Consider the following 26,982-nt stretch of genomic DNA (forward strand, 5'->3'; position numbering starts at 1 on the left):
AGCGAACAACATGACTTCGACGCTACTAATGAACGTGGATTTGTGGCCGGGTGAAGGCCCTAGTATCCAAAAGGCGGTATCGATACTCATCACGAACGGGCGGGTCGCAGAGATCGGTCCCGCAGCAAAGCTTGTCGCACCACAAAACGCGACGATTGTCGATTGCGAAGGCGTGACCGCCATTCCGGGCTTGTCAGACGTCCATGTCCATTTGACTACAAATTCCGACATGAGTCGAATTGTCGACAATGCCACCTATCGCGCGATGGTGCCCGGAACGGAGAAGCTATTGCATGGGGTGCGCAACGGGCTGCGTGCCTTGGCTGCGGGTTTCACGACACTGCGGATCATGGGGCACCGCGACAGCGGTGACATCGAGCTGCGCAATTGTATTGACCGCGGTCTGTTGCCCGGCCCACGTCTCAGCGTCGCGCCTTGGGTCATCTCGATGACCGGTGGTCGCGGCGATCTGTTCTATCCTGCGGCCTGGGCTCGTCAGCCTCTTGATACCGCCGACGGGGTCGACGAATGCCGCCTAGTGGTGCGCGCACACCGCAAGCTGGGCGCCGACTTCATCAAGTTCACCGCCAGCGCTGGCACCCAATCGGCAGGCGACAAAGTGCATTGGCCGAATTATACGCTCGAAGAAATGAAAGTCATCGTGTCCGAAGCGCATGACTATGACATGAAAGTCGCGGCCCATGCCCATTCCACTGAAGGCATCCGGCGGGTTCTGGCGGCAGGCATAGATACGGTCGAACATGGCAGTTTCATGGACGACGGCTGCATCGAAACAATGCTAAAACAGGACACGATTCTGGTGCCGACCCTGTCAATTTCCGATTTCGTTATCCACAACAGCGAGCGTAGCGGCGCGCGCCCCGAGGGGATTACCAAAATGAAAGAGGTTCGCGAGGTCCGGCGGCGCAATCTCAAGAAGGCGATCAAGGCCGGTGTAAAGATCGCGATGGGCACGGATTCGTCTGGCAACCTGTGCCCGTTCGGAAACCACGCTCGAGAGCTCGAACTCTATGTCGAACTCGGCATGTCGCCCCTTGAGGCACTGGAAACCGCGACCGTTCGTGCCGCAGAGGCCTTGGGGCGGGAAGACGTGACCGGCCTGCTCACAAAGGATGCCATTGCCGACGTCGTGCTGCTCAACAGCAATCCGCTTGAGGACATCGGCGTTCTTCGCCGCGAGGGTGGCATACGCGCGGTATACAAGGACGGTATCGATGTTTCGAACCCCTGGCCAGCAGTGTTCTGATCTCTGACCCGGCAGAAAATTCCACGATTGCAAACCAAAGAGGATTCGAAAACCAATGCCTGACTCCGAGCAATTCTACATCAACGGAAGCTGGGTCGCCCCGCATGGCACTGCCAAGTTTGATGTCGTGAATCCCGCAACCGAAGACGTCTGTGCTGTTATATCTCTTGGCGAACAAGAGGATGTTGACCACGCAGTTCGTTCGGCCAGAGATGCGTTCGAAAGCTGGGCGCAAACCGATGCAAAACAGCGCATCGAACTGCTGGAAAACCTCGCGGCCATCTTTGAACGTCGGCAGGACGAAATGGCGCGCACCATCTCAATGGAGATGGGCGCCCCGATCGATCTGGCGAAAGGCCCTCAGGTGGCCATTGCCCTGCGTCACATCAAAACCTTTGTCGACGTGCTGCGAAACTACGCATTCGAACATCCTTTGACGCCCGATCGCGAGCGTGATCATATCATTCGCGAACCGATCGGCGTCAGCGCATTGATCACGCCATGGAATTGGCCGATGAATCAAATCGCGCAGAAAGTAGGCGCTGCATTGGCCGCCGGATGCACATGCATCCTCAAGCCGTCCGAAGTCGCGCCACTTTCCGCAATGCTCCTTGCCGAATTCATTGACGAGGCTGCATTTCCAGACGGCGTGTTCAACCTCGTCAATGGCAACGGACCGGGTGTTGGCGCCGCGCTGTCAAAACACCCAGACATTCGGATGATATCGCTGACCGGTTCAGGGCGCGCAGGACAGGCCATCACCGAGACCGCCGCTCCCACCTTCAAACGCGTCGTGCTGGAGCTCGGTGGCAAGGGAGCGAACATCGTGTTTGCCGACAGTGACTACAGGCAGGCAGTGGCCAAGGGCACGAAGCAATGCTTCAACAACAGCGGTCAAACCTGCAACGCACCAACCCGGATGCTGGTAGAGCGGTCCTGCTTTGACGAAGCGGTCAAGATTGCGGCCCAAACCGCACGAGAAACCGATATCGACGCACCCGATAAATCCGGCGCGCATATTGGTCCACTGGCACTCAGGCCGCAGTATGACAAGGTACAGGCAATGATACAATCGGGCCTCGATGAAGGTGCTCGCCTCGTTGCCGGCGGCGCAGGACGGCCCGAAGGGATCACGCGGGGCTACTATGTGCGCCCCACAGTTTTTGCAAATGTAACCCCCGACATGCGGATTTTCCGAGAGGAAATTTTTGGCCCGGTCCTTGCGATGACCCCCTTCGACACCGAAGAGCACGCGATCGCGCTCGCCAATAACTGCGATTTCGGGCTGACAAACTACATCCAGACCGGCGATCCCGACAAAGCGCGGCGATTGGCAAGGAAACTTCAGTCCGGGATGGTGATAGTCAACGATGCGGCACGCGCCCCGACAAGCCCGTTCGGCGGTGTAAAACATTCCGGCAATGGGCGCGAAGGCGGCATTTGGGGCTTGGAAGAATTTCTGGAGATCAAATCCATCAGCGGTTGGTAAACTCGTGCAGGGCCTGCGCCCTGCGCGCGACCGGTTCACTCTACTCTAGCCGGTGTCCTGAGCAACCCTAAGGACACCGGCCAATAATCCATTGTTATATTAGGCTTTCGTTTAATCGCCGCGCCACAAAATGGCTCGCCAAACGCATTCCGTCACGACCAGCGCTTGATATTCGCGACCTAGGCGCGGTGCGACACGTCACATTTCCAGTGATCATGTCGTTTCCTACGATTAGCATTTGTGGCCCGCCGCCTGTCCGCAACGGGATCACATCTTATGCCAGGTTGCCAGTTTTCCGAGTGTTTCCAGATCGTGGTGACAATGAATCGTCAGATCCTCGGTCTGGCGCACGGCCGGCGTTTCCCGATCGCAGATTTCGCCCTTCTTCCAAGGGCAGCGGTTGGCAAAGACGCAGCCCTCCCCGCTAAGTTTGGGAAGCTCAACGGGCTCGCCTTCTCCAAGCGCCCGACCGGGTTCAGGTGCGGCGCTCAGCAGCACGTGGGTATAAGGATGGTAAGGTGGCTCATAGATGCGGTCAGTTTTGCCCTGTTCCATTACCGCCCCCTTATACAGAACGACAACCCGGTCCGAGATGGCCCGCACCACCGACAGGTCGTGGCTGATGAACAGCATGGCGATGTCGCCCTGCTTGCGCAGGTCCAGCAACACGTCGATGACCTTGGCCTGTACCGAAACATCCAGCGCCGACAGAATCTCATCGCACAACAGAAGTGACGGGTTTGCCACCAGGCCACGTGCAATCGCCACGCGCTGGCGCTCTCCCCCCGATAGCTGGCCAGGGTAGCGGCTTAAGTAAGACTCGTCCAATTGCACATTGCGCAGGGCGCTCACCATCAACTCAAGCCGCTGGTTGGCAGTGAGATCGGGCTGAAAACGGCGAATTGGACGCGTGAGGGTCGCCCTGATTGTGCGTCTCGGATTGAGTGACGAGTCCGGGTTTTGGAACACATACTGAATTTCGCGAAGAAGGTCATTCTTACGCGCAGCAATCAGCCCAAGCTCCTGGTCGCCCATGTACTTGATACTGCCGCTGACGGATTCGATCATTCCGGTGATCGCCTTGGCAATCGTGGATTTTCCACTGCCGGACTCCCCGACCAGCGATACGATCTCACCGCGTTTGATCGTCAGGGAAAAGCCCTTGACCACCGGCGCGGTCCCACGGCTCAGCAATCGCGAAAAAAACCCGGTCGAGCCGTAGCTGATATCTAAGTCCTCGACGGTCAAGACGTCCTTCCTGTCCGCCACGCTCGCAATTTCCGTTTTCGCATCGGCGGATACGTAGGCGGCATATTTCGGCAGATCACGCCAATGGTGACAGGCAAGCTCGTGTAGAGCCGCAGCCTGTTCCCTTTCCGGCATTTCGTGGACGCATCTGTCTGTTGCATATTGGCAGCGCGCTGCAAACGGGCAGCCATTCCCCAGTTCCGAGCGCCGCAGGATACCCTGCAACCGCATTTCATTCCGGGCGGTTTGGCGAATGCTTGGGATCGATCCGATCAATCCGCGGGTATATGGATGACCCGGTTGTTCAAACAGCAGATCAACCGGTGCGGTTTCGACCACACATCCGGCATACATCACGACGACCCTGTCCGCTATCTGAGCGAGAACATTCAGATCATGCGTGACATAAAGCATCGCTGTGCCAAGCTTTACCTTCAATGAACGCAGCAGGCGGATGATCTGGCCCTGGGTGGTGACATCCAAACCCGTGGTCGGCTCGTCCAGAACAACGACTTCAGGATCACAGGAAAGCGCCATCGCAATGACGATCCGCTGTTGCTGGCCGCCCGACAACTCGTGCGGATAGCTGTTCAGAATACGATCCGTGTCGGTCAGCCCGATCAGCATCATCAAATCGCGCAGCCGTCCCGCGGTATCAACGGATTTTGATGAATAGCCGTGCTGAATCAGCACCTCGCGAAGCTGTGACGCGATCCGCATATGCGGGCTCAGCGCGGTCGTCGGGTCCTGCGGAACCAGCGCCACCTTGCGACCGCGAACCTTATCCAGTTCCGTCCGGCTCAGCGTGGTAACATCAACATCATCCAGCATGACGTGGCCGCTGATGATGCGGCTGTTGCCTGCCCTATACCCCAGCAGGTTATAGGCCAACGAGGACTTGCCACAGCCGGATTCACCCACCAACCCGACAACGTCGCCCTTTTGAATAGTAAGATCAATATGCCGGAGTATCTGGAGAAGATTCTGCGACCCGATCTGGTAACCAAGCCCAAAGCCCGAAATTCGCACCAAGCTGTCGGCCGCCGTTTTGTCCTGTTTATCGATTTGATTCACGTAGTCTCCCGTCATTGGTCGCGCGCCCCCGAACGGTCGAGCATCCGCGCCAGCCCGTCAGTAAAAAGATTCAAGCCAAAGATAAGCGTTGCCAAGGCGATGCCGGGCCCAATCGTGGTGATGGGCGTCAGCAAAATCAGATCCCGGTTCTCGCTCAACATTAGCCCCCACTCCGGTAGCGGCGCTCGCACGCCAAAGCCGAGAAAGCCGAACGCACCAATGAGCACCGGCGCATAGCCTGCTCTCAGCGCCAGTTCGACCAGCAAAGGACCAGAACAATTTGGCAGCACTTCCTGCACGACGATGGCCAGATAGGATTCCCCGCGCAGGCGGGCGGCCACAACGTAGTCCTTCGTGACCACCTGCAAGCCCGCTGCACGGGCGATCCGAGCAATGCGCGGAAAGAATACAAAACCGACGACAGCTGAAATCAGCATCGGTTCACCGGACAGGTTAGGACCGGCGGTACTGATCGCGATCAGGCCGAGGACTAGGAAGGGGATAGAGATCAGAGCCTCGAAAAAACGTTGCAAGATCGTATCAAAGAACCCGCCGACAAGCGCCGACAACAACCCGAGCGTCGTGCCCAGCACCATTCCGATCAGCGTCCCCGTGATCGTCATCATCAAAACGATGTGCGACGCGTACATGATGCGGCTGAGAACGTCTCGTCCCAACTGATCGATGCCAAAGGGATGTGCCCAGCTCGCCCCGGTCGCAGGAATGCCCGCGCCAATCTTGTCGAACGGAAACGGCGTCCAGAAAATTCCCAAAATTGCGATCGCAACATGCGTGGCAAGGATGGCGAGACCGAACCGCATGCTCAGCGGCAGTGCCCGAAACTTCATTATGCTTATCCCGTGTTGCGATATTGTTTGACTGCTCGACGTCATGGTCAATGTTTGCCCCGAAGCCTTGGGTTGGAAAGGATCGACCCAATATCGGCAAGCGTGTTTGCGCAGATATAGATGGCCGCAGCGATCAGCACGGTCGCCTCGACAACCGGCGCATCACGTGTTGTCAGCGCGTTCACCATGACGCTGCCGAACCCTGGATATGTGAACACTTCTTCAACGATGATCACACCGCCGATCAGGTAGGAAATATTCAATGCCATGTTGTTGATCGACGGGCCAAGAGCGTTCGGGAACGCGTGCCGCCAGAGCACAATACGCTGCGGCATCCCCTTCAGCTCCGCCATACGTACATAGTCCTGCGACAGAACCTCAATCAAACCATCACGCAAAAGGCGCACCGTGTAGATCGACACGGATATGGCAAGCACCACAGTCGGCATGAGCAGAGCAACAACCCAGTCTCCGAAACTTGAGTTTTCGGTGACCATTGATGTCGATGGGAGGATCGGAAAGGCCACCACAAAGGTTATGAGCGCGATACTCGCCAGAAGGTAATCCGGTATCGACAACAAAACAAAGTTGACGCTCGAAATGATCGTATCGACGAGCGACCCTGGCTTTACCGCCTGCAACGCCGCAGGGATGAGAGACATCGGCAGCGACAACAAGAAGGCGCAGGTTGCAAGGATCGCCGTGTTCAGGAGCTTCGGCCCGATAATCTCGGACACCGGGCGTTGGGACGAGATCGAATTTCCGAAATCGCCCTGCACGACTCCACCCAGCCATTCAAAATATCGCACAAGCGCAGGCTGATCATAGCCCAGTTGCCGCCGCAGCTCGGCCAGGCTTTCCTCTGTGGCAGACCTACCAAGAATTCGGGACGCCACATCACCCGGCAAAATCTCGACTGCTGCGAAAATCACAGCGGAGACCAACAGCAGCGTAACAAGCGCGTAAAAGATCCGCGTAACGATCAATTTGCTGATCATTTACAATGTTCCGTCTATTTAAGGGAGCAAGATAAAGTGTTGCCCGCCCAAGGCAGGCAACACTGGTCTCAGTTCACCGGTCGCAGTACAGGTAACGGAAATCCGGTGTCTGGGTAGCGTAAAGACGCACCCCGCCGCAATCCTTGCTTACAGCCGCGACGGCCGTGGCCATGACGGGGTTGATCGTACCACCCTCTTCTTCCAGCATGATCTGGGCTTGGCGGTAAAGTTCGGTGCGTTCCTTGGGATCAACCGTCTGTGCGGCCTTATCCAGAAGCGCGTCATAATCTTCGCGCTGCCACTGGGTTTCGTTCCAGCCCGCGTCGCTACGATGCGCCACCGAGAGGCCATCAGCCGTGGAACGCAGCCCCCAGCTGCTGGTGTAGAAAGGCCGCTTGTTCCAGACTTCATCCCAGAAGCTCGACGATGGCATGGTGACGACGTTCACCTTTACTCCCGCCTGGCTCGCCATCTGGGCAAAGAGTGTGGACATCTTCGTCAGGCCCGGTTGGATCTCAGACGAGAACAGGTCGATTTCCAGATCATCCTCGTAGCCCGCTTCTTTCAGCAATTCACGGGCACGCTCAATATCTTGCTCAGGCACCGTGCTATGCGCCGCCGTGGGGAAGAAGGGCGGAATGTTGTGATCGTTCGTCGCAACCCCGAAGCCCAGCAATGCTGCGTTCACCATGACCTGCCGGTCGATCACCAGCTTCAGCGCCTGGCGTACCCTCACATCGTCGAATGGCGGCGTTTGTGTCCACATGGCGAAAGTCAGAAACGAACCCTGCTTGGACGCCAGCAATTCAACATTGTCAGCCTTTTGCAGTGATCTTGCGGTCGAGCCATCAATCACTGGAGCATAATCGACTTCATTCGAGAGCAACCCGGCCGTCATTGCCAAGGGATCAGTCTTGACCGTAATCAACAGACAATCGCTCTTCGGCAGCTCAGGGTCCCAGTAATCAGGGTTGGCCACCAGCTTGCGAACATCCGCCGCGCGGACATAATCCGGTGCCATGAACGCGCCGGTTCCGTTGGCAGTCTGCGCCAATTCCGTCGATGGCGTACCGTCCTTGACCATGAGCGCGAATTTCGAGGACAGCAAAACGGGCAGTTCGACAACTGGGCTTTGCGTTGTAATGCTGAGCGTGTGGTCGTCGACTGCTTCGACAACGGCCCCTTCCATAAAGCTCATGGCCGGCGCGGCTGGGGACGCGACATTGGGATCGGTCAGGCGGTTGATGCTGTAGACGGCATCCTTGGCCGCAAACGCTGAACCATCATGGAACTTGACGCCTTTGCGCAAATGGAACGTCCATTGCGTTGCGTCCGCATTGGCTTCCCACGACTCTGCCAGACGCGGCATCGGCTGAAACGTTTCGTCGAGGTGGATCAGGGGCTCATAGACAGACCAAATGTGCATGGCATCGTCATCGCCCCACAGGAACGCGGGGTCCATGGTCTGAGTTTCCTTGATGGGGTCGGTACCGGAGATCTCTACGCAGCCTTCCTGCGCCGCAGCATATCCGGTGGTCATTGTCAGACCGGCCGCACCTAGAACACTGGACGCGATGGCCACCAGCAAGATACGTCGATGTTTGTCTTTCGGTATCATATAATCAATCCCTTGAAGATTCTATTGGCATTCCGCGCGGTATATTGTTGGGGCGCTTTGGCTCGTGGCTGTCATCGGGTAAACAAGTCGATTTCACTATGACGTTGTGCGATACATTGCTCAGCTCCAGTCCCGCACTCCCTTCGACGACCACAAGGTGCCGCCTAAATGTACAGGCCAGCTTCGATTTATAAAACGAATTTTTTTGAATATTAAAATCGCAAATTCAAATGCGTCAGCAGTAGCTTTCGTCGGTATTCCTGCCCTTCTTTCGAACTGACCCAGGAGGATGAACTGTCTCCCCCCCAAGTCGCTGTTATCACTGAGGGAAGGACACGCATAAACAGCCGAACGGCATTGCCAAGTTGTTCAGCCGATGCTGAGATTTGTCTACGTTTGGCAAGTCATGGTTTCATTTCGGCGGCATAGTCTGCCCACAGGCTGAATGCATCTGCCCGGGGCGTGGCGATAGGATGTGGCGGTGAGGCGATACCGGCGGAGTTTAAAGATCGTGTTGATCTGGTCATGTGCGGCAAGGAAACGCTGTGCCTGTCTGGGCGACTTGAACCGGCCCATGATTTTCTCTCGTCGCCGCGTCGGCCTATGACTTCCTTCGATCCGGTTGTTAAGGCCCTTGTGGGCTCGGTGATCGGCGCCTTGAGCTTGCTGAGCGATCGGCCTGATGTAGCTGCGCAGCTTGTCGGCGATGACGACTCTTGGCTGGCCGAATTGAGCGATCAGCCTTGTCAGAAATCGCTTGGCGGCTTTGGCATTGCGGCGTGTTTGCACAAGAATGTCGAGAGTATCACCGTTGCCATCGACGGCCCGCCAGAGCCAGTGCTTCACGCCGTTGATCGGGAGCACGACCTCGTCTAGGTGCCATTTGTCGTTAGGGCGCGGCCGGTCCCGGCGGATGCAGGCGGCGAAATGCGCACCAAACCGGTTGACCCAAAGGCGAATGGCTTCGCGGCTGACGATGACGCCGCGCTCCGCCAACAGGTCCTCGACATCCGCGGTGCTGAGCGCAAAGCGATGGTAGGCCCAGACCGCATGGGCGACGATCTCGCGCGGAAAACGAAAGCCCTTCAGGCGCAGCATTGACGGCGGTATTTTCATGCCTCAACTGTTACCCAAGTCAAAAACGGCAAACAACTTGGCAATGCCTACCAGATCACTTCTCAGCGAAAATCAACACTATACGGCGTCTGATTGGGAACCACACGTCCGACTGATTGAAAGTGCCCGCCTTCCAATCGGCGGGTGCGGGACCGCTAGTTCGCCTCGTCAACAACCAACTCGAGCTCCGGCAGATCACGCAAACTTTGCAGATCGAAGGTTGCCAAAAACGTCTCTGTTGTCACAAATGTATGCGGCGCCCCCGGCCGCGGTGACCGAGGCCCACTCGCTATCAGGTCTTTGTAGCGCAGCCGGGCCAGCAGATCGCGGCTGACCTCCTTGCCGAAGATGTCCTTAAGCCCCGCCCGATCAATCGGCTGATGATAGGCGATGGCGCAGAGCACGCCCATCTCCATCTCGGTGAAGCCGAGGGTCTGGCCGCCCGGTTCGGCGGCGGCTTTGATAGCATCAGCAAACTGCGTTCGCGTGCGGAACATCCAGCCGCCAGCCACTTGGGCCAACTCGAATGGCCGGCCGACCAACTCTGCCCGGATGTCCTCGATCAGCATCTCGACCGAGGCTCCCTGCCCCACCACACGCGCGAGAGCCTCTCGCCCGACCGGTGTCGGGTTGGCGAACAGGACCGCCTCTATCCGACCCATCCATTCGCGCCAGCGCAGTTCTGGTGGCATATCGTCGAGTTCGCGGTCGAACACGTCATCGCGTGTCGCCCCCCTGCCCCTTCGTGCGCTTCTGGTGCGCCATCGCGGTCACGGCGTGATCCCGTAAAGGCGAAAGGTCGAGCGTCCGGTCAGTTCCCGTGCCACACCCAGATCGACCAGACGGTCGCAAAACCGTCGCGCTGCTCGGTCTGTCATGGCGGTCGAGGTCCCTTGGATGCGCGGCGACAGCATCGGGGCCGGTGCCACGGCGTCTTCGGCGAGAAACAGATTAACCGCCGCGTCCGACCCTTTCGCGCGCAGCTTCGGCGCCACGCTCCGAAGCGCCTCTGCGCGGCGGGCAACGTCCCGCGTCAGCCGGATCGTCTCTTCGATGGACTCGAGAATTTGGGACTGAACCGCCAGCTCGGCCTTGGGCTTACCCGCAACCACTTCGCAGAGCATCGTCTTGGTGATCCGCTGCGCCGTGACCGGCAGTACCACCTTCCAGTTCAATGCCCGCGCCAACACCAAGTCCGAAAGCAGGCAAGCGATCCGCTCCGCCCGATCATCGGCCTTGAGAACGGCGCGCATAACAGACACGCAACCCGCCAACGGCCCGTGGGTCCAGACGCGCGCCTGCCCCGCGTCCAGCCAACCGACCACCTCCCCGGCGAGAACCGGGCCGATCAAGTCGGCAAACCCTGCCACCCCATCCGTCCGCAAGCGCACAGCATCGCGCCAGTAAGCCAGCAGGTCACCATCCGGCCCTCGCGCCTCGCCCGGTGGCGTCAGGTGGTAGGCATCCCGGATATCTTCCTCCCGCGCCAGCCGCCCTTCCAACTTCGAGGTCGCCATCGCAGCGCTCAGCGCCAGCCGGTTGGCGAGTAGTTTCAGTGGCACGCCATACCTGCTATCGCCGATCAACTGATCCAGCACCATGAGCGTTGCCCCCGACCGAAATGCCACAATCCCAGAGGTTTCCGACCCCGCCGGGGTGATCCATGCGGGCGGCAGCGGTAGGGACCTTAGGTCGTCCGGGATAGCTGTCGGCTGGTATGTCATGTCACAACACTAATCTCAAACGGCGCTTTCGTCCACCAGATGATGTATAAACCGCCGCGCTCTGCCCGCTCCTGTTATGTCCAATAAGTTTGCCTTATCGGACATAACAAATTATGCTCGGCAATATGTCGAAGAACAGCAAGAAACCGCGCTCAAAGGCTCGAAATGGCTTTTCCATCAACGAAGACAACGAGGGAGACACTGCATCCGGCGAAGCTCTGAAACTCCCCTCCTATATCGTAGGAACAGGCGCCCTTGATCGGCTGGTGGACGCGGCGCGCGACTATGCGCGCGCCGCGGCTTCTGACAACACGCTGAAAGCCTATGCCACTGACTGGAAGCACTACACCCGCTGGTGCAGGCTGAAAGGTACGGATGCCCTGCCTCCGTCGCCGGAGATGATCGGCCTCTACCTGACCGACCTCGCCAGCCCGACTGGCCCCTCCCCTGCCCTGACCGTCAACACGATTAACCGCCGCCTCTCTGGCCTTGCCTGGAACTATGCACAGCGCGGGTTCTCACTTGACCGTAAGAACCGCCACATCGCCACGGTGCTCGCCGGGATCAAACGCAGACATGCCCGCCCGCCGTTGCAGAAGGAAGCGATCCTAGCCGAGGACATCCTCGCGATGGTCGCTACCCTGCCCCACGACCTGCGTGGCCTGCGGGATCGGGCGATCCTGCTCTTGGGCTACGCCGGCGGGCTGCGGCGCTCGGAGATTGTCAGCCTCGATGTTCAAAAGGATGACACGCCTGACAGCGGCGGCTGGATCGAGATCCTCGAGAAAGGCGCCCTTCTTACCCTGAATGCCAAGACCGGCTGGCGCGAGGTCGAGATTGGCCGTGGGTCGAGCGACCAGACCTGCCCTGTTCATGCACTGAAGCAGTGGCTGCACTTCGGCAGGATCGACTTCGGACCAGTGTTCACGCGCACCTCGCGGGATGGCAAGAAGGCGATGGAAAGGCGTCTGAGCGACAAGCATGTTGCACGACTAATCAAGCAGACCGTGCTGGCCGCTGGTATCCGCGCCGACCTGCCAGAAAAGGATCGGCTCGCGCTGTTCTCCGGCCATTCTTTACGCGCTGGCCTAGCCAGTGGCGCTGAGGTCGATGAACGCTACATCCAGAAGCAACTCGGCCATGCCAGCGCCGAGATGACCCGGCGCTATCAACGCCGCCGGGACCGGTTCCGGGTGAATTTGACCAAGGCCGCAGGGCTATAACACGTCATTCCTGAGGGCCGTCAGCCTCCATCAGATAGGCTCTCAGGTCCTGCCGAGCATGCAATATGCGGATGATCTCAACCCGTTGCCCCGTGATTTGATAGACCGCCAGATGCTTGCCACTGGAATGGATGCGCACAGGCGGCGAGAACTCAGTCCGCTCGCGCGCCATCTCCGGAAATTCGGCCAGCAAGCCGAAAAGTGCAAACAGACCATCCGTATAACGATCCGCCTGATCTATGCCCAAAGTATCTGAACCGTATATCCAGATGTCGGACAGATCAGTCTCAGCGGCAGGCCGAACGGTCCACCCTCTATCTGCGGGCATATTTGGAACGCATTACGGATTTGAAGGCTTGCTGATCAAGCCGCTTCGCTGGTCCGCTGGCAAGGCCGCGGTCAATTTCCGCTTGCAGTTCCGAGATGGCTTCTTGCCGAGCACGGTCGCGTCTTATCAGGTCGCGCACATAGTCGCTGGAATTGGCATACCGACCAGCCTTGGTCTGATCTTCAACCCAGCTCTTCATCGGGTCGGGTAAAGATATGTTCATGGTTCCCATCTGCGGTCTCCTTTGCAAAAGAGGCTATGGCAAAGTTTGCCACACGGCAAGGGTCGCTTACCCAATCAGCGCCAAAGGGTCGTTTATTAGTGATATCTTAAATTGCAAACGGCCCGTTTTCATGTCCCTCATAGGCTATGCTCGCGTATCGACGGAGGATCAGACCCCCCTGCCCCAGTCTGAGGCCCTTCAATCTGCTGGCTGCGCCGAAATCTTCGAAGAACACGCCTCAGGCGGCAATCGCGCTCGTCCGGTGCTTGCGCGGGTGCTCGAACGTGTCCAGAGCGGCGACACGCTGGTTGTCGTACGGATCGACCGGCTTGCGCGATCTTTGTCGCACCTTCTCGAGGTGATTGAGCGCTTGGAGGCCAAGGGTGCCTTCTTCCGCTCGATCCAGGACCCGATCGACACCGGATCCCCGCAAGGCAAGTTCACGCTGCAGGTGTTGGGCGCCGCGGCCGAGTTCGAGCGGGCGTTGATCCGCGAACGTACCAAGGCGGGGCTGGCGAGTGCCCGTGCTAAGGGCCGGGTCAGCGGAAACCCGGGCCTACGCGCCCGCGATCCAGCGGCGCTCCGCAAGGTGCGGCTCGCGCGGCAAGACGGCTACATGGAGCGGCTGAACGAGACGGCTCAAGACTGGGTGCCCCAAGTGCGCCGGTTGCGCCCCGACTTGGCCTGGGAAGACGTTGTGCGCATCATCAACGGCCCCCTGCCCGAGGCGCGTCGCTGGACCCAAAGCCGTCTCTTGCGCGCTGTGAAGGCCTATGTCCGCGACGGCTTCCTGCCTACCGAGGTGCTGGCCCGCGCCGGGCGCCGCGAAACGGACGATCGTCTGCCCGCCATTATTGCTGGCATCAAGGGCGCAGATCCCGACATCACGCTTCAAGCGATCTGTGAACGGCTGGAATCTATGCGCGAACGCACCCCGCGCGGACGCGCCAGCTGGCAGCCGTCGTCCGTAAGGATGCTGCTGGAACGCGCAGAGAAGTTGGGCTTGCTGAAGCCCGCGCAATAAACACGACCTTGCAAATCTTCCAACTTATGGAACCATTGCAAGATTGCAGCCCATTTTCTGGTCAGGTGAATGGATTCATGACGCGCAACTGATCTTCGACCAGCAATCCGTCGTGCATATCTTCGCTCCACAAAGTCGTGCATCCAGCAATAAGAGCGGCCGACACAATCATCGCGTCATAGACCGAAAGCTGATATTTTTCTGCCAGAGCTCGGCCCACAAGATGGGTTTGCACAGACAGGTCCTCGACTGGACACAAGGATTGGACCCCTGCTAGAAAGGCGCCGGTCTCCTCCCAACTGAGACCGGCTTTCCTCCGGCAATTGACCATCGCTTCGTTCAGGACCTGCACACTGATCCGCGGCCCCTGCCCCAGGATGTCTTCCGCCCGATCCGCCTTTGGGCCGTCGTCAAGAAGGTAAAGGACGACATTTGTATCCGCGAATTCAGCGCTCATGCGCAGCGTCGCGGCTCAGGCGTGCGTCCTTGGATAGCTGTCCGCGAAACCGTCTTAGCCCTTGCAGGACTTCATCGGCGCGAGGTTGGCGCTTGACCAGAATGGTTCTATCGTCCTTTACCAGGTCGATCTGATCGCCTTCCTTTAGGCCGAGTTCCCGCACAAGATCCGCGGGTAGCCGGACTGCAAGGGAGTTTCCCCATTTGGCAACTTGCATCTCGTCCTCTCAGGTGTGGATAAACATCCGAGTATGTATATCTAAAAACATCAAAAGGCAAGCTTTGGGTCGTTCAAAGAACTCCCCTCATGTTCGTTGGGGCAACGCAGGTTCTGCCCGTTAGGTACTGTTCTATGGCGCATCAAACTTCGTCCATGAGTCGGCTTCCGCTACTTGGCATGATCTCCGGTTGAATGGCAGTCATTCGTGGACGACGACCTTCGCCCTCGACGTGGCCGGGTCGCATTAGTCACGTGTCTCTGAAGTCGTCGGTTCCTAATCAGTTGTCGTTGACTCCCCCTCCCTGCCCCGCAGCGCTCCGTGTCCTGCGTGGCTGATATTCAGTCAGCTACCTGGCTGCTGCGCATCGAGACGCAACCAATGAACGATTAGGGCGACGACAGAGGGTGGAGAGATCGGTGTTACCACGGTCGGCGGGCTGCACTTCGACGTTTATCTCTAGGAACAATGCGAGGTTTGAAAGGCGTGAGGGCGGATAGGAAAAGGTACAATGCTCGTTGTCACCACGTTTACAGCTGTAAACTCGACCTAGATTGCGTTCGTCGATATAGTTTCATGGCGCATGTTTAGACACTAAATAGAGGAAAAATCTTGACTTAGCCGCGTGAATCGCTGCTTTTATCCTCAAGTGGCGTGAAAAAGGCCACATTTTGGAAATTGAGGCAACCAGATGATTCCCGTGACACCATTGGCAAATGAGCGCCCATCGGCACTTGCGACCGAGATATCCGAACGGCTCAACGCCGCCATCAGGGAGCACCTACTCTCTGCTTTTGCCCCAGACAATTCGAAAACGCTACGTTCTTTTTCGGCCCCAGAGACTGCTGAACTCTTGGGTGTGTCCGGGCAATTCATGCGAAAGGTCCACGCCGAAGGGACACTTCCAGAGCCCGAAGATATCCGGGGTGGCAGACGCTACTACAGAGCCCAGGAGATTTGGGATGCCCGCGAAATCCTGGAAAAAACCTCTCGGAAGAAGGGCCGGTATATGCCTCGCCGCTCTGGAGAGGAAAAGCTGCAGATTTGGCAGCTGATGAATTTTAAAGGCGGTTCAAGTAAAAGTACAACGAGCGTCCACCTCGCTCACTACTTTGCTCTTCGGGGCTATCGGGTCTTAGCATTGGACTTGGATCCGCAGGGGTCGCTTACATCAATGTGTGGGATTAGCCCCGAGATCGAGTTTGATGGACTGACCGTTTATGATGCGATCCGCTACGACGATCCGGTCAGCATGGCGGACGTTGTCGTTCAGACATACTTTCCCGGGCTCTCGATTGCGCCTTCACGCTTGATGTTGTCGGAATTTGAGACGGAGTCGGCCGTTCATTCGAACCCGGACCAGCCATTCTTTACTCGCATCCGAAATGCCTTGGCGCAGGTCGAGGATGATTTTGATATTGTCCTCATGGATAGCCCACCACAACTGGGTTTCTTGACCATTGCAGGGATGGCTGCCGCCAGCTCCCTGATCGTTCCTCTAACTCCATCGATGTTGGATGTTTCTTCAACAGCTCAGTTTCTCGAGCTGGCTGGAGCTTACATGGGTGTGATCGAAGATGCTGGCGCATCTCTGCAGTATGATTTCTTTAAGTTTCTCATCACCCGAGACGAACCAACGGACGTACCTTCTCAGCAGTTGACCTCTTTCATGCGGGCTCTGTTTCAAGACCGGGTCATGTCGGCAACTGCTTTGAAGAGCACAGCAATCAGTGATGCCACGATGCTCAAGCAGTCGATTTATGAAGTGGTGCGTTCGGAGATGACACGCGCCACATATGATCGGGCCAAGGGCTCGATGGATGCGGTTGGGCTCGAAGTGGAAACGATGATCCATCAATCTTGGGGGCGTAAGTAATGGCTAGGAAATCTCTTCGCGAAATGTCGGGAATTGCCAACACAATCGCCCGTTCCGGCGGATCACAGCCAGAGAGACCGCCAAAAGCCAGCGCTCCGGCTTTGGGGGCTCTTCAAGGCTCTTTGGCATCTATTCGTGAGATTGATCCCAATCTGATCGACGATTGGGGGCCAATAGACCGGCTTGAGGAATTTACAGCTGTAAACGTCGAAGACGACGACGAGAGCTTCGAACGACTGAAGAGCAGCATTCGCGAAGGCGGGCAGCAAGTGCCTATTCTCGTTCGGCGGTCAAAAGCCGCTGAAGGGCGCTTTGAGGCAATCTACGGGAGGCGCCGTCTAAAGGCCTGCCGCGAACTCGGCATAAAGGTTCGTGCAAACGTCCAAGACATTGATGATGCGACGGCCTTGCTGGCGAAAGGATTGGAAAATGCAGCGCGCCGCAACCTGTCTTTCTACGAGAAGGCAAGGTTCGCCGAGGCCATCCAAAATGCCGGCCACGATGGAGCAACTGTTCGGCAGGTTCTAAACCTGTCGGCGTCAGGTCAGTCACACCTTACGAAGGTGACGCAGAATGTCCCAGTCAAGATCGGTGACCTCATTGGCGCGGCACCAAAGTCCGGCCGCCCGAGGTGGACGGAGTTGGCCGAGCTCTTTCTCGCCAGGAAGCTCACTGAACGTACGGCACTCGATATCCTAGCTAAGATCAGGGCAACATCGAATTCAGACGAGCGCCTTGAATTGCTCATTAAGGAAGCGACTAAGCGCGGCGCGAAGAACTCGCGCGAAACTCGGGAGATCACGCCCATAGAGGGAGTGACGATCAAAGCTGGTCGCGCAATACTGTCACTTTCGGTGAAGAAGTCTGGCGCAAACGCTGAGTTTGCAACCTGGCTTGAGAGCAATCTCGCGGAAATAATCAAGCAATCCTATGCTGAATTTACAGATGCAAATTCAGTGGATGACGACTGAGGACGAGCAGAAAGGAGGAACGGCAAACAAAGAAAACCCCCGAAACCGGAGCTTCGAGGGCTGCTGCGCAGAGCGCAATTCTTAGATTAGACACCTAGAATCTAGCAGCCAACGAATCACCACACAAGAGAAAACGCTTCTGAGCGAATGGGATTTCTTTGCCGCTGACATAAAATGACAAAATTGAATGATGCTCCGCATGGAGCGACTGGGACAGTCATGCCTCAGAACGGTGGAGGTGTGTCCAATATCAACCAACCCTCGGGGTGGCGCAAAGCGACGGCAGGACTCGCGGTCGCTGAACGACACGCACAAGCTGGTGAAAGAGCAGCCGTGCCCAAGACACAGGCCTTTGTCGCTGTGAAACGCGTTGGTGCGCATATAGGCCTCAAGGCTGGCGACATGCTGCTTCTCGACACGCTCGGGGCCTTCACACAGGCTCAGGACTGGGAAGAAGGGCAGCGCCCGATCGTCTGGGCATCCAACTCTTATCTGATGGAGCAAACAGGCTTCTCGCTCTCGGCGCTCAAGCGCCATGCCCGGCGCCTGGCCGAGATCGGCGTGATTGCCTTCAAGGACAGCCCTAATGGCAAGCGGTGGGGCCACAGGGACGCTGACGGCCGTATCATCGAGGCCTATGGCTTTGATTTATCGCCGCTATCGGCTCGCGCCGAAGAGTTTGAGCAGCTACGTGCTGAACTGCAGGCTGAACGTGAACTCTGCCAGCGCCTGAAGCGCCAGATCACAGTTGCGCGCCGAATGATCCGCGCGAGGATCGAAGCGGCCCTCAGCGGTGCTCTGAGAGGCCCTTGGACACAGATCTCACGCCTCTTTGAGGATCTTCTGGACCGCCTGCCACGCCGGAACACGGCCTCTGAGACGCTTGCGCGGCTTCTGGCATGGTTCAGGGAGCTTCAGGAGCGTGTTGAGACGAACTATCTCAAAGCAATTCGAGCGGATGAGGTTGTGGAAAACGCCGCTGAAGCCACCGAACAAGTCAGTGAAAAGACTCAAGAAGTGAACCCCAGGGAGGTCATTTCTGAACCTCATATACTAATTACAAATCAACTTAATTCTGTAACCTGTAATCGCTCAAAAAATGAGCAAGCGGCAGCCATGGTGCCAAATGCCCCACCGGAAGAGAAGGTCGATAGGGAGCTGGAAGACTGGGTGGTTGAAACACGTAAGAAACGTGGTGCAGCGCTTGATTTGCCAACTGTGATGCAGGCTTGTCCTGAATTCGCGTCCTGGGCACGCAATATGGGCGGGTATCTGAAGGATTGGGGCGATCTTCATCGCGTTGTCGGGCAGCTCAGGCCGATGATCGGCGTCTCAGAGCACGCTTGGAACCTCGCACAGGACCGTCTCGGGCCCCAAGTCGCGACAGCAGCGCTCGTTCTCACGTTTGACAAGCATTGCGCCGGCGAAGTGGCGTCTCCGGGTGGATATCTGCGGGGTATGATCGAGAAGGCCGGGGCAGGGGAGCTGCATCTCGAGCGCAGTTTCTATGGCCGGTTGAGCGGACAGGCGGCGTAATGGGAAGTGAAGCAGTTGTCCTGCGTTTGACCTTCCAGATCTGGTATGCGGAGATTGTCGCCCTTATTCTCCGCGCCTTCTGCGGTGTTTGTTGTTGTCTTGCGGAGATTGTGCCGTATAATCTCCGCAAGGAATGCGTAAAATATGACCTACATTCACGAACTCCCTGATTGGCCCCAGTTTACCCGGGACAAGGCCAAACTTTCGTCACAAATTGCTGCGGTCCGCCACCGCCAAGGCAAGCTCTTGGGACGCATGCAGGGTCTTGGCTTCGATCTTCGCAACGAGGCGATGCTCAGAACACTAACCAGTGATGTCGTCAAAAGCAGCGAGATCGAGGGGGAGACGCTCGACAAGGATCAGGTTCGCTCATCTATCGCAAAGCGGTTGGGTCTGGAGATTGGTGGACTGATCCCGTCTGATCGCCATGTTGATGGTGTCGTCGAGATGATGCTGGACGCGACCCAAGCGTATGACCAGCCACTGGATGCGGAGCGTCTGTTCGGCTGGCATGCGGCTCTCTTTCCGACCGGGCGAAGCGGAATGACCCGGATCAGGGTGGGAAATTGGCGTGACGGTCCCATGGAGGTTGTATCAGGACCCTATGGCCGCGAACGCGTGCATTTTGAAGGGCCTGCGGCCAACCGGCTGGAAGCCGAGATGGCGCGGTTTTTGGAATGGTTTGACCAGCCCCCCGAAACAGATCCCGTCATTCATGCCGCCATCGCCCATCTGTGGTTTGTCACCATCCACCCCTTCGATGATGGCAATGGGCGCATTGCGCGCGCGATCGCAGACATGGCGTTGGCGCGATCCGAAGACAGCGCGCAGCGGTTCTACAGCATGTCGACGCAAATTCGGCAGGAGCGGAGCGACTATTACGACATGCTCGAGACGACGCAGAAAGGCGGGCTTGATGTTACGGCGTGGCTCGTTTGGTTTCTGGCTTGCCTTGATCGCGCATTTGATGGTGCCGAGATCATCCTTGAGGCCGTGTTCCGGAAGGCGCGGTTCTGGGAGAAATATGGAGCGGCGAACATGAACGACCGGCAGCGGGACATGCTCAACCGCTTGCTGGATGGGTTTGAAGGAAAACTCACGACGTCGAAATACGCGAAGATCGAAAAATGCTCACAAGACACAGCCTATCGCGACATCCTCGATCTGATGGACTTGGGCGCCCTTGAGAAAGATGTTGCTGGTGGACGCAGCACTAGCTATTCGCTGGCAGCGACGTAAAGAACCTTGTCACAGGCGCGATACGCCAAAACTGCCCCCCCCGTGAACATGTCAGCCAATCACGTCACATACGTGACAGCCGCTCTTCGTCATCCACCACTTCCAAAGAACCTTTATTGCCAGTCCAGGCCCACAACACGATGTTGAAGTCCGATGACAACGCGCCCTTCGCAAAACTCTGGATCAGAAGCCCTGCAAATCGATCCGCAATGAGGGCGCTTGCTAAATCCTGTGTCGGCACAGGTTGGCCATCGAGCATCTTCATGCGCCATGCAGGGTCGGCAAGCATCGCCGCTGTCGCGCCATCATACCGGTCAAGTCCGCCCGGATCGCGGGTATCGAAAATTGGCCCAAGGTCGGCCTTGTAGGACACCAGGATCGTGGGTTGCAGGCTGCCGACCTGGTTGGCTTCTCTAAGAGCAGTCGCGGGATCCAGCGAGGTGTAGAGGGCAGGGGTGCCCTTGGCGTTGAAGCGCCCTCCATAGAGTTCAGCACCTCGTCCGGATAGAGGTTCACGGGCATAGACCGGGTTCAGGGCGCGATAGAGTGGCCCTGTGTAGCGTCCATCTTTCAGCGGCATCAGGCAAAGACGCCCGCATCGACCGCATCAATGTATTCCAGAACTTGCTGCGCTTTGCCTTCCTGCACCAGCTGCATGGCAGTCCGGCCATCAAAGCCGGGCAGGGGCTCTGACCGGTACCATGCATAGGCCATCAGTTCCGAGCCGAAGCGGGGTTCGACTTTGTTCAGCACCTCTACCAATTCGCGCAGGCGGCGCTGCGTCTTGTCCGAACCGATGCGGGTTCGCCTCTGCAACGCGTCTTTGCCCAAGCCGACGGTCAATGCGATCTCTTCTGCTGATGTGCGTAGCACCGCGGCGATCTTGCGCGGTTCGAATTGCCCAGCTTCAGCAAAGTTCGTGATGTGCATGATCTATGCTCCTACAGTGATACTGACGGTATATAGCGGCAATATTGCTGAAATTCAAGCTGTCAGGAGGTTCTGTGCCTTCGTTTCCCATGCTAATCCGTAACGCTTTATAGCTCTGAGCGTCGGAAATCTTGAATTTTGGGCTTGAGAAGTTGCCGAAGGAGCGTTTTTTGCCGATCGAGAACATCAGATAAGTTATTGAAAATATGCCAAAGACTGCGGCAGTCGGACCGGGTTTGCCGATATGGCTTGCCGATCTTGGACCAGAACCGGCACTTGTTGCATGCAGTCACTGGGGTCCGCGGTGGTGTCGGGCCATTGACAGTTACCTCAGACCAGTTGGCTGGTGGAAAGTAAAAGTGGACTTCGGGTTTTGTGACTGACGGATGAGGGCCTTTGGGGTGCCTCGGACGGGTCCGGGCCGGGTTCCGGTCTGACGTTCCTGATGAAGGCATTCCCATGCAAACAGGTGTCTTGCGCGCGACCGCTGCCTCCTGGTGGCGGCATAGAGAACTGCGCCGAACTGGCCAGACGGCGCTGGCACAGCAGCTCGAACGCCAGACCGTCCAGCGTGACCTTGGCTATCTCAGGCAGGCGGCGACATTGCCGGACGCGCATGTGATCTGCGGGGAGGGTGGCACTTTCCTGCATCTCGGCTGGACCACCGTTTCGACTCTCGCGCCGATCGAGCGCTTTCCATTGGCCACTCTTGCGGTCGCACGAGGGACCCCGTTCATCGATATCCGACCCGTCACCGATGTGATTGCCTTCGCGAACCTGCCGCGGGTGGCGCGGTACGAATCGGACGACTCTGAACCTAGGGGTCCCGGCAGGTCCGTGTCGCTGACCACCTACATCGACATGGTCGAAGCCCTTGGTGCCAGGATCGCCAACGATCCACGCCTCCGTCAGTCAATCTGATCCCCATTTCCTCTCACCAAAACTCGAAAGGAGGCCAGTCATGGCCCGATCCCGCACGCCCAAATTCGATGCCTCCGAGGTCATCACAAACGAAATCATCCGCATCATCGAGCGCGGCGTCCTGCCGTGGCGCAAGCCATGGACCGCAGGTGGCAGCTCTCGTCCCCTGCGCGTGGGCGGAGAACCCTACCAGGGAGTGAACAACTTCCTGCTGACGATGCGGACCGTGATGGCGGGCCACAGCTCTCCCTTCTGGATGACGTTGCCGCAGGCCAATGCGTTGGACGCAAAGGTCCGCAAGGGCGAGAAGTCCTCTGTCGTCGTTTATTACGGTCAAAGCCGGAAAGACGCGGGCGGCGAGGACGACCGCAGCGATGGTGATGATCGCTCCGAGGAAGCCCGCATCTTCCGCTTCCAGAAATCCTACCGCGTGTTCAACGCCTGCCAGATTGAGGGCCTGCCCGACAGTTTCTACCCCGATCCGCAGCCAGCGCCTGAACATCCCCCGTCCGAGCCCATCCCGCACATGCAGGCGTTTTTTGACGCCATCGACATCACGACCGTCTTCACAGGAACGGAAGCGTATTATTTGCCGCCCGTGGACAAGGTCTACATGCCGTCCATCACGCGGTTCCAGGACCCGCGCAATTTCTACGGGGTCTGGGCCCATGAGCTGGCCCATGCCACAAAGGCCCCCCATCGACTGAACCGTGATTTCGGGTTCTCGAAGTTTGGCAACACGTCCTATGCGCGCGAGGAGATCGTCGCGGAATTGGCCTCGGTGTTCCTGGGTCAGTCGCTCGGCTTCACGGCGCATACGCTCGAGATGAATGCCGCCTATCTCCACAACTGGTTGCGCGTTCTTCGGTCGGACAAGGGCGCGATCTTCAAGCACGCCGCAGATGCGCAGCGCGCCTGCGACTACCTGATCGCCAGATCGGAGGCGGGTAGGGCAGGGGGCAGCGCCGAGGCCGCCTGACTATGCTTTGCTGCGAAGCAGAAAATGGCAGCTTAGAGCCCGTATTGACCACCACTCTTTTGTTAACATTTGACTTGAACCAGAGTTTTCTCAGAAGCTGTGACTTAAACGCAAAGAGAGAAATTCAATGGCACCCACTGGCAACACCATCGGTATCATCGGTGGTTCAGGAATGCTCGGATCGGCGATTTCGAGTGCACTTCTTGGAAGCGAGGCGTTTGAACAATCGAATTTCTGGGTTTCTAACAGAAGTGGCAATGCTTCTGGGGTTGAACAAAGTTCGATTATTCACGTCACGAAGGACAATCAGGAGTTGGTGGACGCCTGCGATGTCATTATTTTGTGTGTGCCGCCTGCTCGATTTCCTGACATCGACATCCGCGCACCCAACAGATTGGTCATTTCAGTTATGGCCGGAGTGACGATTGATGAAATGAAATCAAAGACAGCGGCTGTTCGTGTCGTACGGGCCATGAGCAGTCCTGCCGCTTCCTTGTCCTTGGCGTACTCACCTTGGAAAGCAAGCGCTGAGATTACGTCAGACGACAGAGATATCATTAGAAAAATCTTTGGGGCGTGCGGGACAACGGATGAGGTTTTCGACGAGCAGCAGCTCGATCACTTCACCGCAATGACTGGCCCGGTACCCGGTTTTGTCGCCTATTTTGCCAAATGCATGGTGGATCATGCCACAAGCCAAGGTATAGCACCTGATGTGGCTGACCGGGCCATTCGTCAACTTTTCCTTGCTGGCGGAACAATGCTAGCTGCCGACAAAGCCAGCCCTGCCGATCATGTACGTTGGATGATTGATTATGCCGGGACGACTGCCGCCGGGCTAATTGCAATGGAGCGCTCAACCTTGTCCAAGACAATCAGTGACGGGCTTCTGGCGGCGGCAGGCAAGGCAAGATCAATTTAGCAAATTACGGCAATTCGAACTGGCGTTTTGGGATGCAGTACGAACCATCAAATGGTTTTCGAAGGTCCGTTTAGTCCCGCTTAGCGGACTATTGGAACTGTTTGGTCCGGCCAGGTTTCGACGGGATCCTCTACCAAGTGGAAAAGTGAAAGCAGGCTTTGGGAAGGGTGTTTCAACTTCGCAAAGGAGATCCCCATGACCATCACTGCACAGCCCCAGACAGACCGCCCTGATCCGAGTGTGATCGCAGCGCAGAACGACGCGTTTCGCAAGCTTGCGTGCCTTGGGGTGCCGCCCGCGCAACCCATCCAGGGCCGCATGCATGTCACCCGCTCGCTTATGGAGGCCGGCGATGGCTTCATGGCCGAGGCGGTGAAGGCCACCGGTGCGTTCGATACATTCGAGCCTGAGAATGATCCCGAGGGATGGCACGATTTCGGGGCGGTCGAGATCCGGGGCGAGACCGTGTTCTGGAAAATCGATCTCTATGAAGCAGACTCGGATTTTCGCTACGGGGCTGAGACCCCGGACAATCCTGCCACCACCATGCGCGTGCTGACCATCATGCTGGCGCGCGACTGGTAGGGCAGGGGACACCCCCTCCTGACACTGCAAGCGATGAAGGCCCACTGACCCCTCAAAGGGAGAGTGGGCCTTTTGTCGTGGTGATCCCTGAAGCCGGGGATTGGTCGCGCGCGTGGACGCGCGGGCCACACCTCACCCACCTGGAAGGATATCCCATGACCACAAGCTTTGCCCCTCTCACCGTCGCCATTGGCGATCTGGTCCCGCATCCCGCCAATGTGCGCAGCAACTCTCCGGAAACCTATGATCCCGAGAACATCGTACATCTGAAAGCCAGCATCGCGGTGCTGGGTCTCCTCCAGCCGCTCCTCGTTCAGAAGATCGACGGCAAATATGCTGTCCTCGCCGGTGGCCGGCGCCATGCAGCCCTGAAGGAGCTGATCGCTGACAAGGCCAGCAAGGGGTTCACGGCGAAAACCAAGGTCGACTGCCGCCTTGTCCCTGACGACTGCGACGTCACCACGGCGTTGTCGCTCGCCGAGAACATCACCCAGGCACCGATGAACGCAATCGACGAGTTCGAGGCTTTCGCCCGGATGATGGAGGTCGACGGCCAGACGCCCGAGACCATCGCAAAGACCTTCGGCACTACGGTGGCCGCCGTGAAAGGCCGGTTGCGCTATGGCCTGATCCACCCCGACATCCGCGCCGCGGCCCGGGCCAAGGTGATCACGCTCGATACGATGAAGGCCTTCGCCGAGCACCCGAGCCAGGAGGCGCAGCGCGAGATCTTTGAGGCGCTCACGAAGGACGGCGGCTATCTGCAGGCCTATACCGTTCGACAGGCGCTCAAATCCCGCGGTGTGCAGGTCAGCGATGATATCGGGGCTTTCGTGCGCGCGGACTACGAGGCCCGCGGCGGCGCCGTCGCGGCTGACCTTCTGGAAGAACATTCCGTTCTTGAGGATGCGGCGCTGGTCGAGACCATCCTGCTCGAGAAGCTCGGTGCTGCTGCCGAAGAGGCTCGTATGAGGCTGGGCTTTGCCTGGGCCGATGCGAAGGTGCGCTATGATTACGCGACCATGGCCGACTACGGCCGCGTCTATCCCGGCCCGATCGAGCCGGATGAGGCTGCCCGGAAGCGCATCGATGAGATCGCCGCCGAGCTTGAGAAATTGCAGCTCGAGATGGAAGATGAGGGGCTCGAGGACGGTGCCTACAATGCCCTTTACGAGCGCGTGGACGCCTTGGAAGAGGAAGCCCGCGACCTGCAGGAGGCCTACAGCGCCGAGGACCTCGCGCGGTCTGGGGTGATCGCGTCCTGGTCGGGCGGGCAGGTGACCCTCCATGTGGGCCTCGTCCGCCCGGAGGACACCGTGAAAGAGGAGGGCGCGCACGGCTCCTCGAGTAACCCGACTGGGGAGGAGGCCCCGGATGCCGGCGAAATCACCTATCCGGCCTCGCTGGCTGAGGATCTCAAGACCGAGCGGGCCATGGCCCTTGGCGCTGCGATGGCGCTGCATCCGGAGGCCACGCTCGATCTCACTCTCTTCAAGCTGGTCAGTGATGTTCTGGCCAGCGGCATGAGTGTCACGCAGGCGATCAAGATCGATGCCCGCAAGGAATACCGTAGCCATGCCAAGATGGACGAGATCGACGAGACCTCCCTCGAGCAGGTGGCGGCGGCGCATGATGCGCTTGACCTCTCGTGGCTCGATGACGCCCGCGCGCCCGCCGATCAGTTCGCGGCGTTTCGCGCGCTGGAGGCAGGGGAGAAGGCCAAGCTGGTCGCCTATGCCACCGCCAGCACCACGCAGTCCTGCTTCGCACGGGATCCTCGGCGCGACAGCCTGATGCATGCGTTCGAGATCGAGATCATGCCCGACATTCGCGCCCACTGGACGCCGAACGCGGCGCTCTTCAATCGCTTCAAGAAGGCCTGGCTCCTGAAGATCCTCGGCGAGGATCTGGGTCTCGCCCAGGAGGCTGTGACGCTAGCCTCGTCGAGCAAGAAGGAGATCGTCGCCTTCTGCGACAAGCTCTTCGCCGAGCCCTTCGCCACGCTCACGGACGCGCAGCGCGCCGCGGTGGCCGCCTGGTGCCCGCCGATGATGCAGACCGCCGGTGTTGCCTGTGATGAGGCGGAGCCCACTGCGGAAACCCCCGAGCCTGACAGCGAGGTCGCGCAAGCGGCCTGAGTCATCACGCGACCCGCGCAAGGCTCAAACA

At 58.2% G+C, this 26,982-nt stretch carries 25 protein-coding genes and 1 pseudogene; 13 read left to right on the plus strand and 13 right to left on the minus strand.

Going from position 1 to position 26,982, the window contains the following annotated elements:
• Positions 1-10 precede the first annotated feature (10 nt).
• Complete coding sequence (locus N7U68_RS00270; protein ID WP_263046730.1) at positions 11-1,267, plus strand: amidohydrolase family protein; 1,257 nt, start codon at positions 11-13, stop codon at positions 1,265-1,267.
• Between the two features lie 55 nt (positions 1,268-1,322).
• Positions 1,323-2,756, plus strand: coding sequence for an aldehyde dehydrogenase family protein (locus N7U68_RS00275; protein ID WP_263046731.1), 1,434 nt, complete (start codon positions 1,323-1,325; stop codon positions 2,754-2,756).
• Positions 2,757-3,023: 267 nt separating this feature from the next.
• Here N7U68_RS00275 and N7U68_RS00280 read toward each other — a convergent pair whose 3' ends face one another.
• The 7 genes and pseudogenes from N7U68_RS00280 to N7U68_RS00310 form a co-directional block, all read right to left on the minus strand.
• A complete protein-coding gene (locus N7U68_RS00280) occupies positions 3,024-5,078 on the minus strand; it encodes a dipeptide ABC transporter ATP-binding protein (RefSeq protein WP_263046732.1) in 2,055 nt (684 codons plus the stop codon).
• Between the two features lie 11 nt (positions 5,079-5,089).
• On the minus strand, positions 5,090-5,926 hold the full coding sequence (locus N7U68_RS00285; RefSeq protein WP_263046733.1) for an ABC transporter permease: 837 nt from the start codon (positions 5,924-5,926) through the stop codon (positions 5,090-5,092).
• 47 nt (positions 5,927-5,973) lie between these two features.
• Positions 5,974-6,924: an ABC transporter permease gene (locus N7U68_RS00290; RefSeq protein WP_263046734.1), complete on the minus strand. Its 951-nt coding sequence runs from the start codon at positions 6,922-6,924 to the stop codon at positions 5,974-5,976.
• Between the two features lie 73 nt (positions 6,925-6,997).
• Positions 6,998-8,542 carry an ABC transporter substrate-binding protein gene (locus tag N7U68_RS00295; protein ID WP_263046735.1) on the minus strand — a complete coding sequence of 515 codons (1,545 nt, stop codon included), beginning with the start codon at positions 8,540-8,542 and terminating at the stop codon, positions 6,998-7,000.
• 404 nt (positions 8,543-8,946) lie between these two features.
• Positions 8,947-9,658: pseudogene (locus N7U68_RS00300) on the minus strand (IS6 family transposase).
• A 155-nt stretch (positions 9,659-9,813) separates the two neighbouring features.
• Complete coding sequence (gene scpB, locus N7U68_RS00305; protein ID WP_263046777.1) at positions 9,814-10,350, minus strand: SMC-Scp complex subunit ScpB; 537 nt, start codon at positions 10,348-10,350, stop codon at positions 9,814-9,816.
• 78 nt (positions 10,351-10,428) lie between these two features.
• Complete coding sequence (locus N7U68_RS00310) at positions 10,429-11,382, minus strand: DUF1403 family protein (protein ID WP_263046736.1); 954 nt, start codon at positions 11,380-11,382, stop codon at positions 10,429-10,431.
• 113 nt (positions 11,383-11,495) lie between these two features.
• Here N7U68_RS00310 and N7U68_RS00315 point away from each other — a divergent pair, with 113 nt between their 5' ends.
• Positions 11,496-12,605: a tyrosine-type recombinase/integrase gene (locus tag N7U68_RS00315; protein ID WP_263046737.1), complete on the plus strand. Its 1,110-nt coding sequence runs from the start codon at positions 11,496-11,498 to the stop codon at positions 12,603-12,605.
• Between the two features lie 4 nt (positions 12,606-12,609).
• On the opposite strand, the gene N7U68_RS00320 is transcribed toward N7U68_RS00315, so the two are convergent.
• Positions 12,610-12,933 carry a type II toxin-antitoxin system RelE/ParE family toxin gene (locus tag N7U68_RS00320; protein WP_165198350.1) on the minus strand — a complete coding sequence of 108 codons (324 nt, stop codon included), beginning with the start codon at positions 12,931-12,933 and terminating at the stop codon, positions 12,610-12,612.
• Positions 12,920-13,165 carry a type II toxin-antitoxin system ParD family antitoxin gene (locus tag N7U68_RS00325; protein ID WP_165198351.1) on the minus strand — a complete coding sequence of 82 codons (246 nt, stop codon included), beginning with the start codon at positions 13,163-13,165 and terminating at the stop codon, positions 12,920-12,922. Before N7U68_RS00325 ends, N7U68_RS00320 begins: the two co-directional genes overlap by 14 nt.
• 121 nt (positions 13,166-13,286) lie before the next feature.
• Between N7U68_RS00325 and N7U68_RS00330 the strand changes: the two genes are divergently transcribed.
• Positions 13,287-14,180 (plus strand): recombinase family protein, encoded by an 894-nt coding sequence (locus N7U68_RS00330; RefSeq protein WP_263046738.1) that lies wholly within the window; start codon positions 13,287-13,289, stop codon positions 14,178-14,180.
• 61 nt (positions 14,181-14,241) lie between these two features.
• On the opposite strand, the gene N7U68_RS00335 is transcribed toward N7U68_RS00330, so the two are convergent.
• Entirely contained in the window at positions 14,242-14,637 is a 396-nt protein-coding gene (locus N7U68_RS00335; protein WP_263046739.1) for a PIN domain-containing protein, read from the minus strand.
• Positions 14,627-14,854 carry an AbrB/MazE/SpoVT family DNA-binding domain-containing protein gene (locus N7U68_RS00340; protein ID WP_263046740.1) on the minus strand — a complete coding sequence of 76 codons (228 nt, stop codon included), beginning with the start codon at positions 14,852-14,854 and terminating at the stop codon, positions 14,627-14,629. The genes N7U68_RS00335 and N7U68_RS00340 overlap by 11 nt, the downstream gene beginning before the upstream one ends.
• A 691-nt stretch (positions 14,855-15,545) precedes the next feature.
• On the opposite strand from N7U68_RS00340, the gene repA reads away from it, so the two are divergent.
• The 4 genes from repA (at position 15,546) to N7U68_RS00360 (ending at position 20,476) form a co-directional block, all read left to right on the plus strand.
• Positions 15,546-16,730: a plasmid partitioning protein RepA gene (gene repA, locus N7U68_RS00345; protein WP_263046741.1), complete on the plus strand. Its 1,185-nt coding sequence runs from the start codon at positions 15,546-15,548 to the stop codon at positions 16,728-16,730.
• Entirely contained in the window at positions 16,730-17,701 is a 972-nt protein-coding gene (gene repB, locus N7U68_RS00350; protein WP_263046742.1) for a plasmid partitioning protein RepB, read from the plus strand. The genes repA and repB overlap by 1 nt, the downstream gene beginning before the upstream one ends.
• Positions 17,702-17,920: 219 nt before the next feature.
• Positions 17,921-19,237: a plasmid replication protein RepC gene (gene repC / locus N7U68_RS00355; RefSeq protein ID WP_373322916.1), complete on the plus strand. Its 1,317-nt coding sequence runs from the start codon at positions 17,921-17,923 to the stop codon at positions 19,235-19,237.
• Positions 19,238-19,381: 144 nt separating this feature from the next.
• Positions 19,382-20,476 (plus strand): Fic family protein, encoded by a 1,095-nt coding sequence (locus N7U68_RS00360; protein WP_263046744.1) that lies wholly within the window; start codon positions 19,382-19,384, stop codon positions 20,474-20,476.
• A gap of 64 nt (positions 20,477-20,540) precedes the next feature.
• On the opposite strand, the gene N7U68_RS00365 is transcribed toward N7U68_RS00360, so the two are convergent.
• Together N7U68_RS00365 and N7U68_RS00370 are read right to left on the minus strand one after the other, a co-directional pair.
• Positions 20,541-21,056 carry an RES family NAD+ phosphorylase gene (locus tag N7U68_RS00365; RefSeq protein WP_263046745.1) on the minus strand — a complete coding sequence of 172 codons (516 nt, stop codon included), beginning with the start codon at positions 21,054-21,056 and terminating at the stop codon, positions 20,541-20,543.
• Positions 21,056-21,406, minus strand: a complete 351-nt coding sequence (locus tag N7U68_RS00370) for an MbcA/ParS/Xre antitoxin family protein (protein WP_005617048.1) — start codon at positions 21,404-21,406, stop codon at positions 21,056-21,058. Before N7U68_RS00370 ends, N7U68_RS00365 begins: the two co-directional genes overlap by 1 nt.
• A 459-nt stretch (positions 21,407-21,865) precedes the next feature.
• Here N7U68_RS00370 and N7U68_RS00375 point away from each other — a divergent pair, with 459 nt between their 5' ends.
• From N7U68_RS00375 to N7U68_RS00395, 5 genes are all read left to right on the plus strand, one after another.
• Positions 21,866-22,327, plus strand: a complete 462-nt coding sequence (locus tag N7U68_RS00375) for a hypothetical protein (RefSeq protein WP_263046746.1) — start codon at positions 21,866-21,868, stop codon at positions 22,325-22,327.
• A 40-nt stretch (positions 22,328-22,367) separates the two neighbouring features.
• Positions 22,368-23,306 carry an ArdC family protein gene (locus N7U68_RS00380; RefSeq protein ID WP_263046747.1) on the plus strand — a complete coding sequence of 313 codons (939 nt, stop codon included), beginning with the start codon at positions 22,368-22,370 and terminating at the stop codon, positions 23,304-23,306.
• 127 nt (positions 23,307-23,433) lie between these two features.
• Positions 23,434-24,228, plus strand: a complete 795-nt coding sequence (locus N7U68_RS00385; protein ID WP_263046748.1) for a pyrroline-5-carboxylate reductase family protein — start codon at positions 23,434-23,436, stop codon at positions 24,226-24,228.
• Between the two features lie 195 nt (positions 24,229-24,423).
• A complete protein-coding gene (locus tag N7U68_RS00390; protein ID WP_263046749.1) occupies positions 24,424-24,813 on the plus strand; it encodes a DUF3768 domain-containing protein in 390 nt (129 codons plus the stop codon).
• A gap of 155 nt (positions 24,814-24,968) precedes the next feature.
• Positions 24,969-26,951 carry a ParB/RepB/Spo0J family partition protein gene (locus tag N7U68_RS00395; RefSeq protein WP_263046750.1) on the plus strand — a complete coding sequence of 661 codons (1,983 nt, stop codon included), beginning with the start codon at positions 24,969-24,971 and terminating at the stop codon, positions 26,949-26,951.
• Positions 26,952-26,982 lie beyond the last annotated feature (31 nt).

This window comes from Roseovarius pelagicus, from assembly GCF_025639885.1.
GTDB classification, from domain to species: Bacteria; Pseudomonadota; Alphaproteobacteria; order Rhodobacterales; family Rhodobacteraceae; genus Roseovarius; species Roseovarius pelagicus.

What these genes read in the sequence shown, in the direction of transcription:
- N7U68_RS00270 (WP_263046730.1), top strand. Translation starts at nt 11, where the DNA reads ATGACTTCGACGCTACTAATGAACGTGGATTTGTGGCCGGGTGAAGGC.
- N7U68_RS00275 (WP_263046731.1), top strand. Translation starts at nt 1,323, where the DNA reads ATGCCTGACTCCGAGCAATTCTACATCAACGGAAGCTGGGTCGCCCCG.
- N7U68_RS00285 (WP_263046733.1), bottom strand. Translation starts at nt 5,926, where the DNA reads ATGAAGTTTCGGGCACTGCCGCTGAGCATGCGGTTCGGTCTCGCCATC.
- N7U68_RS00290 (WP_263046734.1), bottom strand. Translation starts at nt 6,924, where the DNA reads ATGATCAGCAAATTGATCGTTACGCGGATCTTTTACGCGCTTGTTACG.
- N7U68_RS00295 (WP_263046735.1), bottom strand. Translation starts at nt 8,542, where the DNA reads ATGATACCGAAAGACAAACATCGACGTATCTTGCTGGTGGCCATCGCG.
- scpB (WP_263046777.1), bottom strand. Translation starts at nt 10,350, where the DNA reads ATGCCACCAGAACTGCGCTGGCGCGAATGGATGGGTCGGATAGAGGCG.
- N7U68_RS00310 (WP_263046736.1), bottom strand. Translation starts at nt 11,382, where the DNA reads ATGACATACCAGCCGACAGCTATCCCGGACGACCTAAGGTCCCTACCG.
- N7U68_RS00315 (WP_263046737.1), top strand. Translation starts at nt 11,496, where the DNA reads ATGCTCGGCAATATGTCGAAGAACAGCAAGAAACCGCGCTCAAAGGCT.
- N7U68_RS00320 (WP_165198350.1), bottom strand. Translation starts at nt 12,933, where the DNA reads ATGCCCGCAGATAGAGGGTGGACCGTTCGGCCTGCCGCTGAGACTGAT.
- N7U68_RS00325 (WP_165198351.1), bottom strand. Translation starts at nt 13,165, where the DNA reads ATGGGAACCATGAACATATCTTTACCCGACCCGATGAAGAGCTGGGTT.
- N7U68_RS00330 (WP_263046738.1), top strand. Translation starts at nt 13,287, where the DNA reads ATGTCCCTCATAGGCTATGCTCGCGTATCGACGGAGGATCAGACCCCC.
- N7U68_RS00335 (WP_263046739.1), bottom strand. Translation starts at nt 14,637, where the DNA reads ATGAGCGCTGAATTCGCGGATACAAATGTCGTCCTTTACCTTCTTGAC.
- N7U68_RS00340 (WP_263046740.1), bottom strand. Translation starts at nt 14,854, where the DNA reads ATGCAAGTTGCCAAATGGGGAAACTCCCTTGCAGTCCGGCTACCCGCG.
- repA (WP_263046741.1), top strand. Translation starts at nt 15,546, where the DNA reads ATGATTCCCGTGACACCATTGGCAAATGAGCGCCCATCGGCACTTGCG.
- repB (WP_263046742.1), top strand. Translation starts at nt 16,730, where the DNA reads ATGGCTAGGAAATCTCTTCGCGAAATGTCGGGAATTGCCAACACAATC.
- repC (WP_373322916.1), top strand. Translation starts at nt 17,921, where the DNA reads ATGCCTCAGAACGGTGGAGGTGTGTCCAATATCAACCAACCCTCGGGG.
- N7U68_RS00360 (WP_263046744.1), top strand. Translation starts at nt 19,382, where the DNA reads ATGACCTACATTCACGAACTCCCTGATTGGCCCCAGTTTACCCGGGAC.
- N7U68_RS00365 (WP_263046745.1), bottom strand. Translation starts at nt 21,056, where the DNA reads ATGCCGCTGAAAGATGGACGCTACACAGGGCCACTCTATCGCGCCCTG.
- N7U68_RS00370 (WP_005617048.1), bottom strand. Translation starts at nt 21,406, where the DNA reads ATGCACATCACGAACTTTGCTGAAGCTGGGCAATTCGAACCGCGCAAG.
- N7U68_RS00375 (WP_263046746.1), top strand. Translation starts at nt 21,866, where the DNA reads ATGCAAACAGGTGTCTTGCGCGCGACCGCTGCCTCCTGGTGGCGGCAT.
- N7U68_RS00380 (WP_263046747.1), top strand. Translation starts at nt 22,368, where the DNA reads ATGGCCCGATCCCGCACGCCCAAATTCGATGCCTCCGAGGTCATCACA.
- N7U68_RS00385 (WP_263046748.1), top strand. Translation starts at nt 23,434, where the DNA reads ATGGCACCCACTGGCAACACCATCGGTATCATCGGTGGTTCAGGAATG.
- N7U68_RS00390 (WP_263046749.1), top strand. Translation starts at nt 24,424, where the DNA reads ATGACCATCACTGCACAGCCCCAGACAGACCGCCCTGATCCGAGTGTG.
- N7U68_RS00395 (WP_263046750.1), top strand. Translation starts at nt 24,969, where the DNA reads ATGACCACAAGCTTTGCCCCTCTCACCGTCGCCATTGGCGATCTGGTC.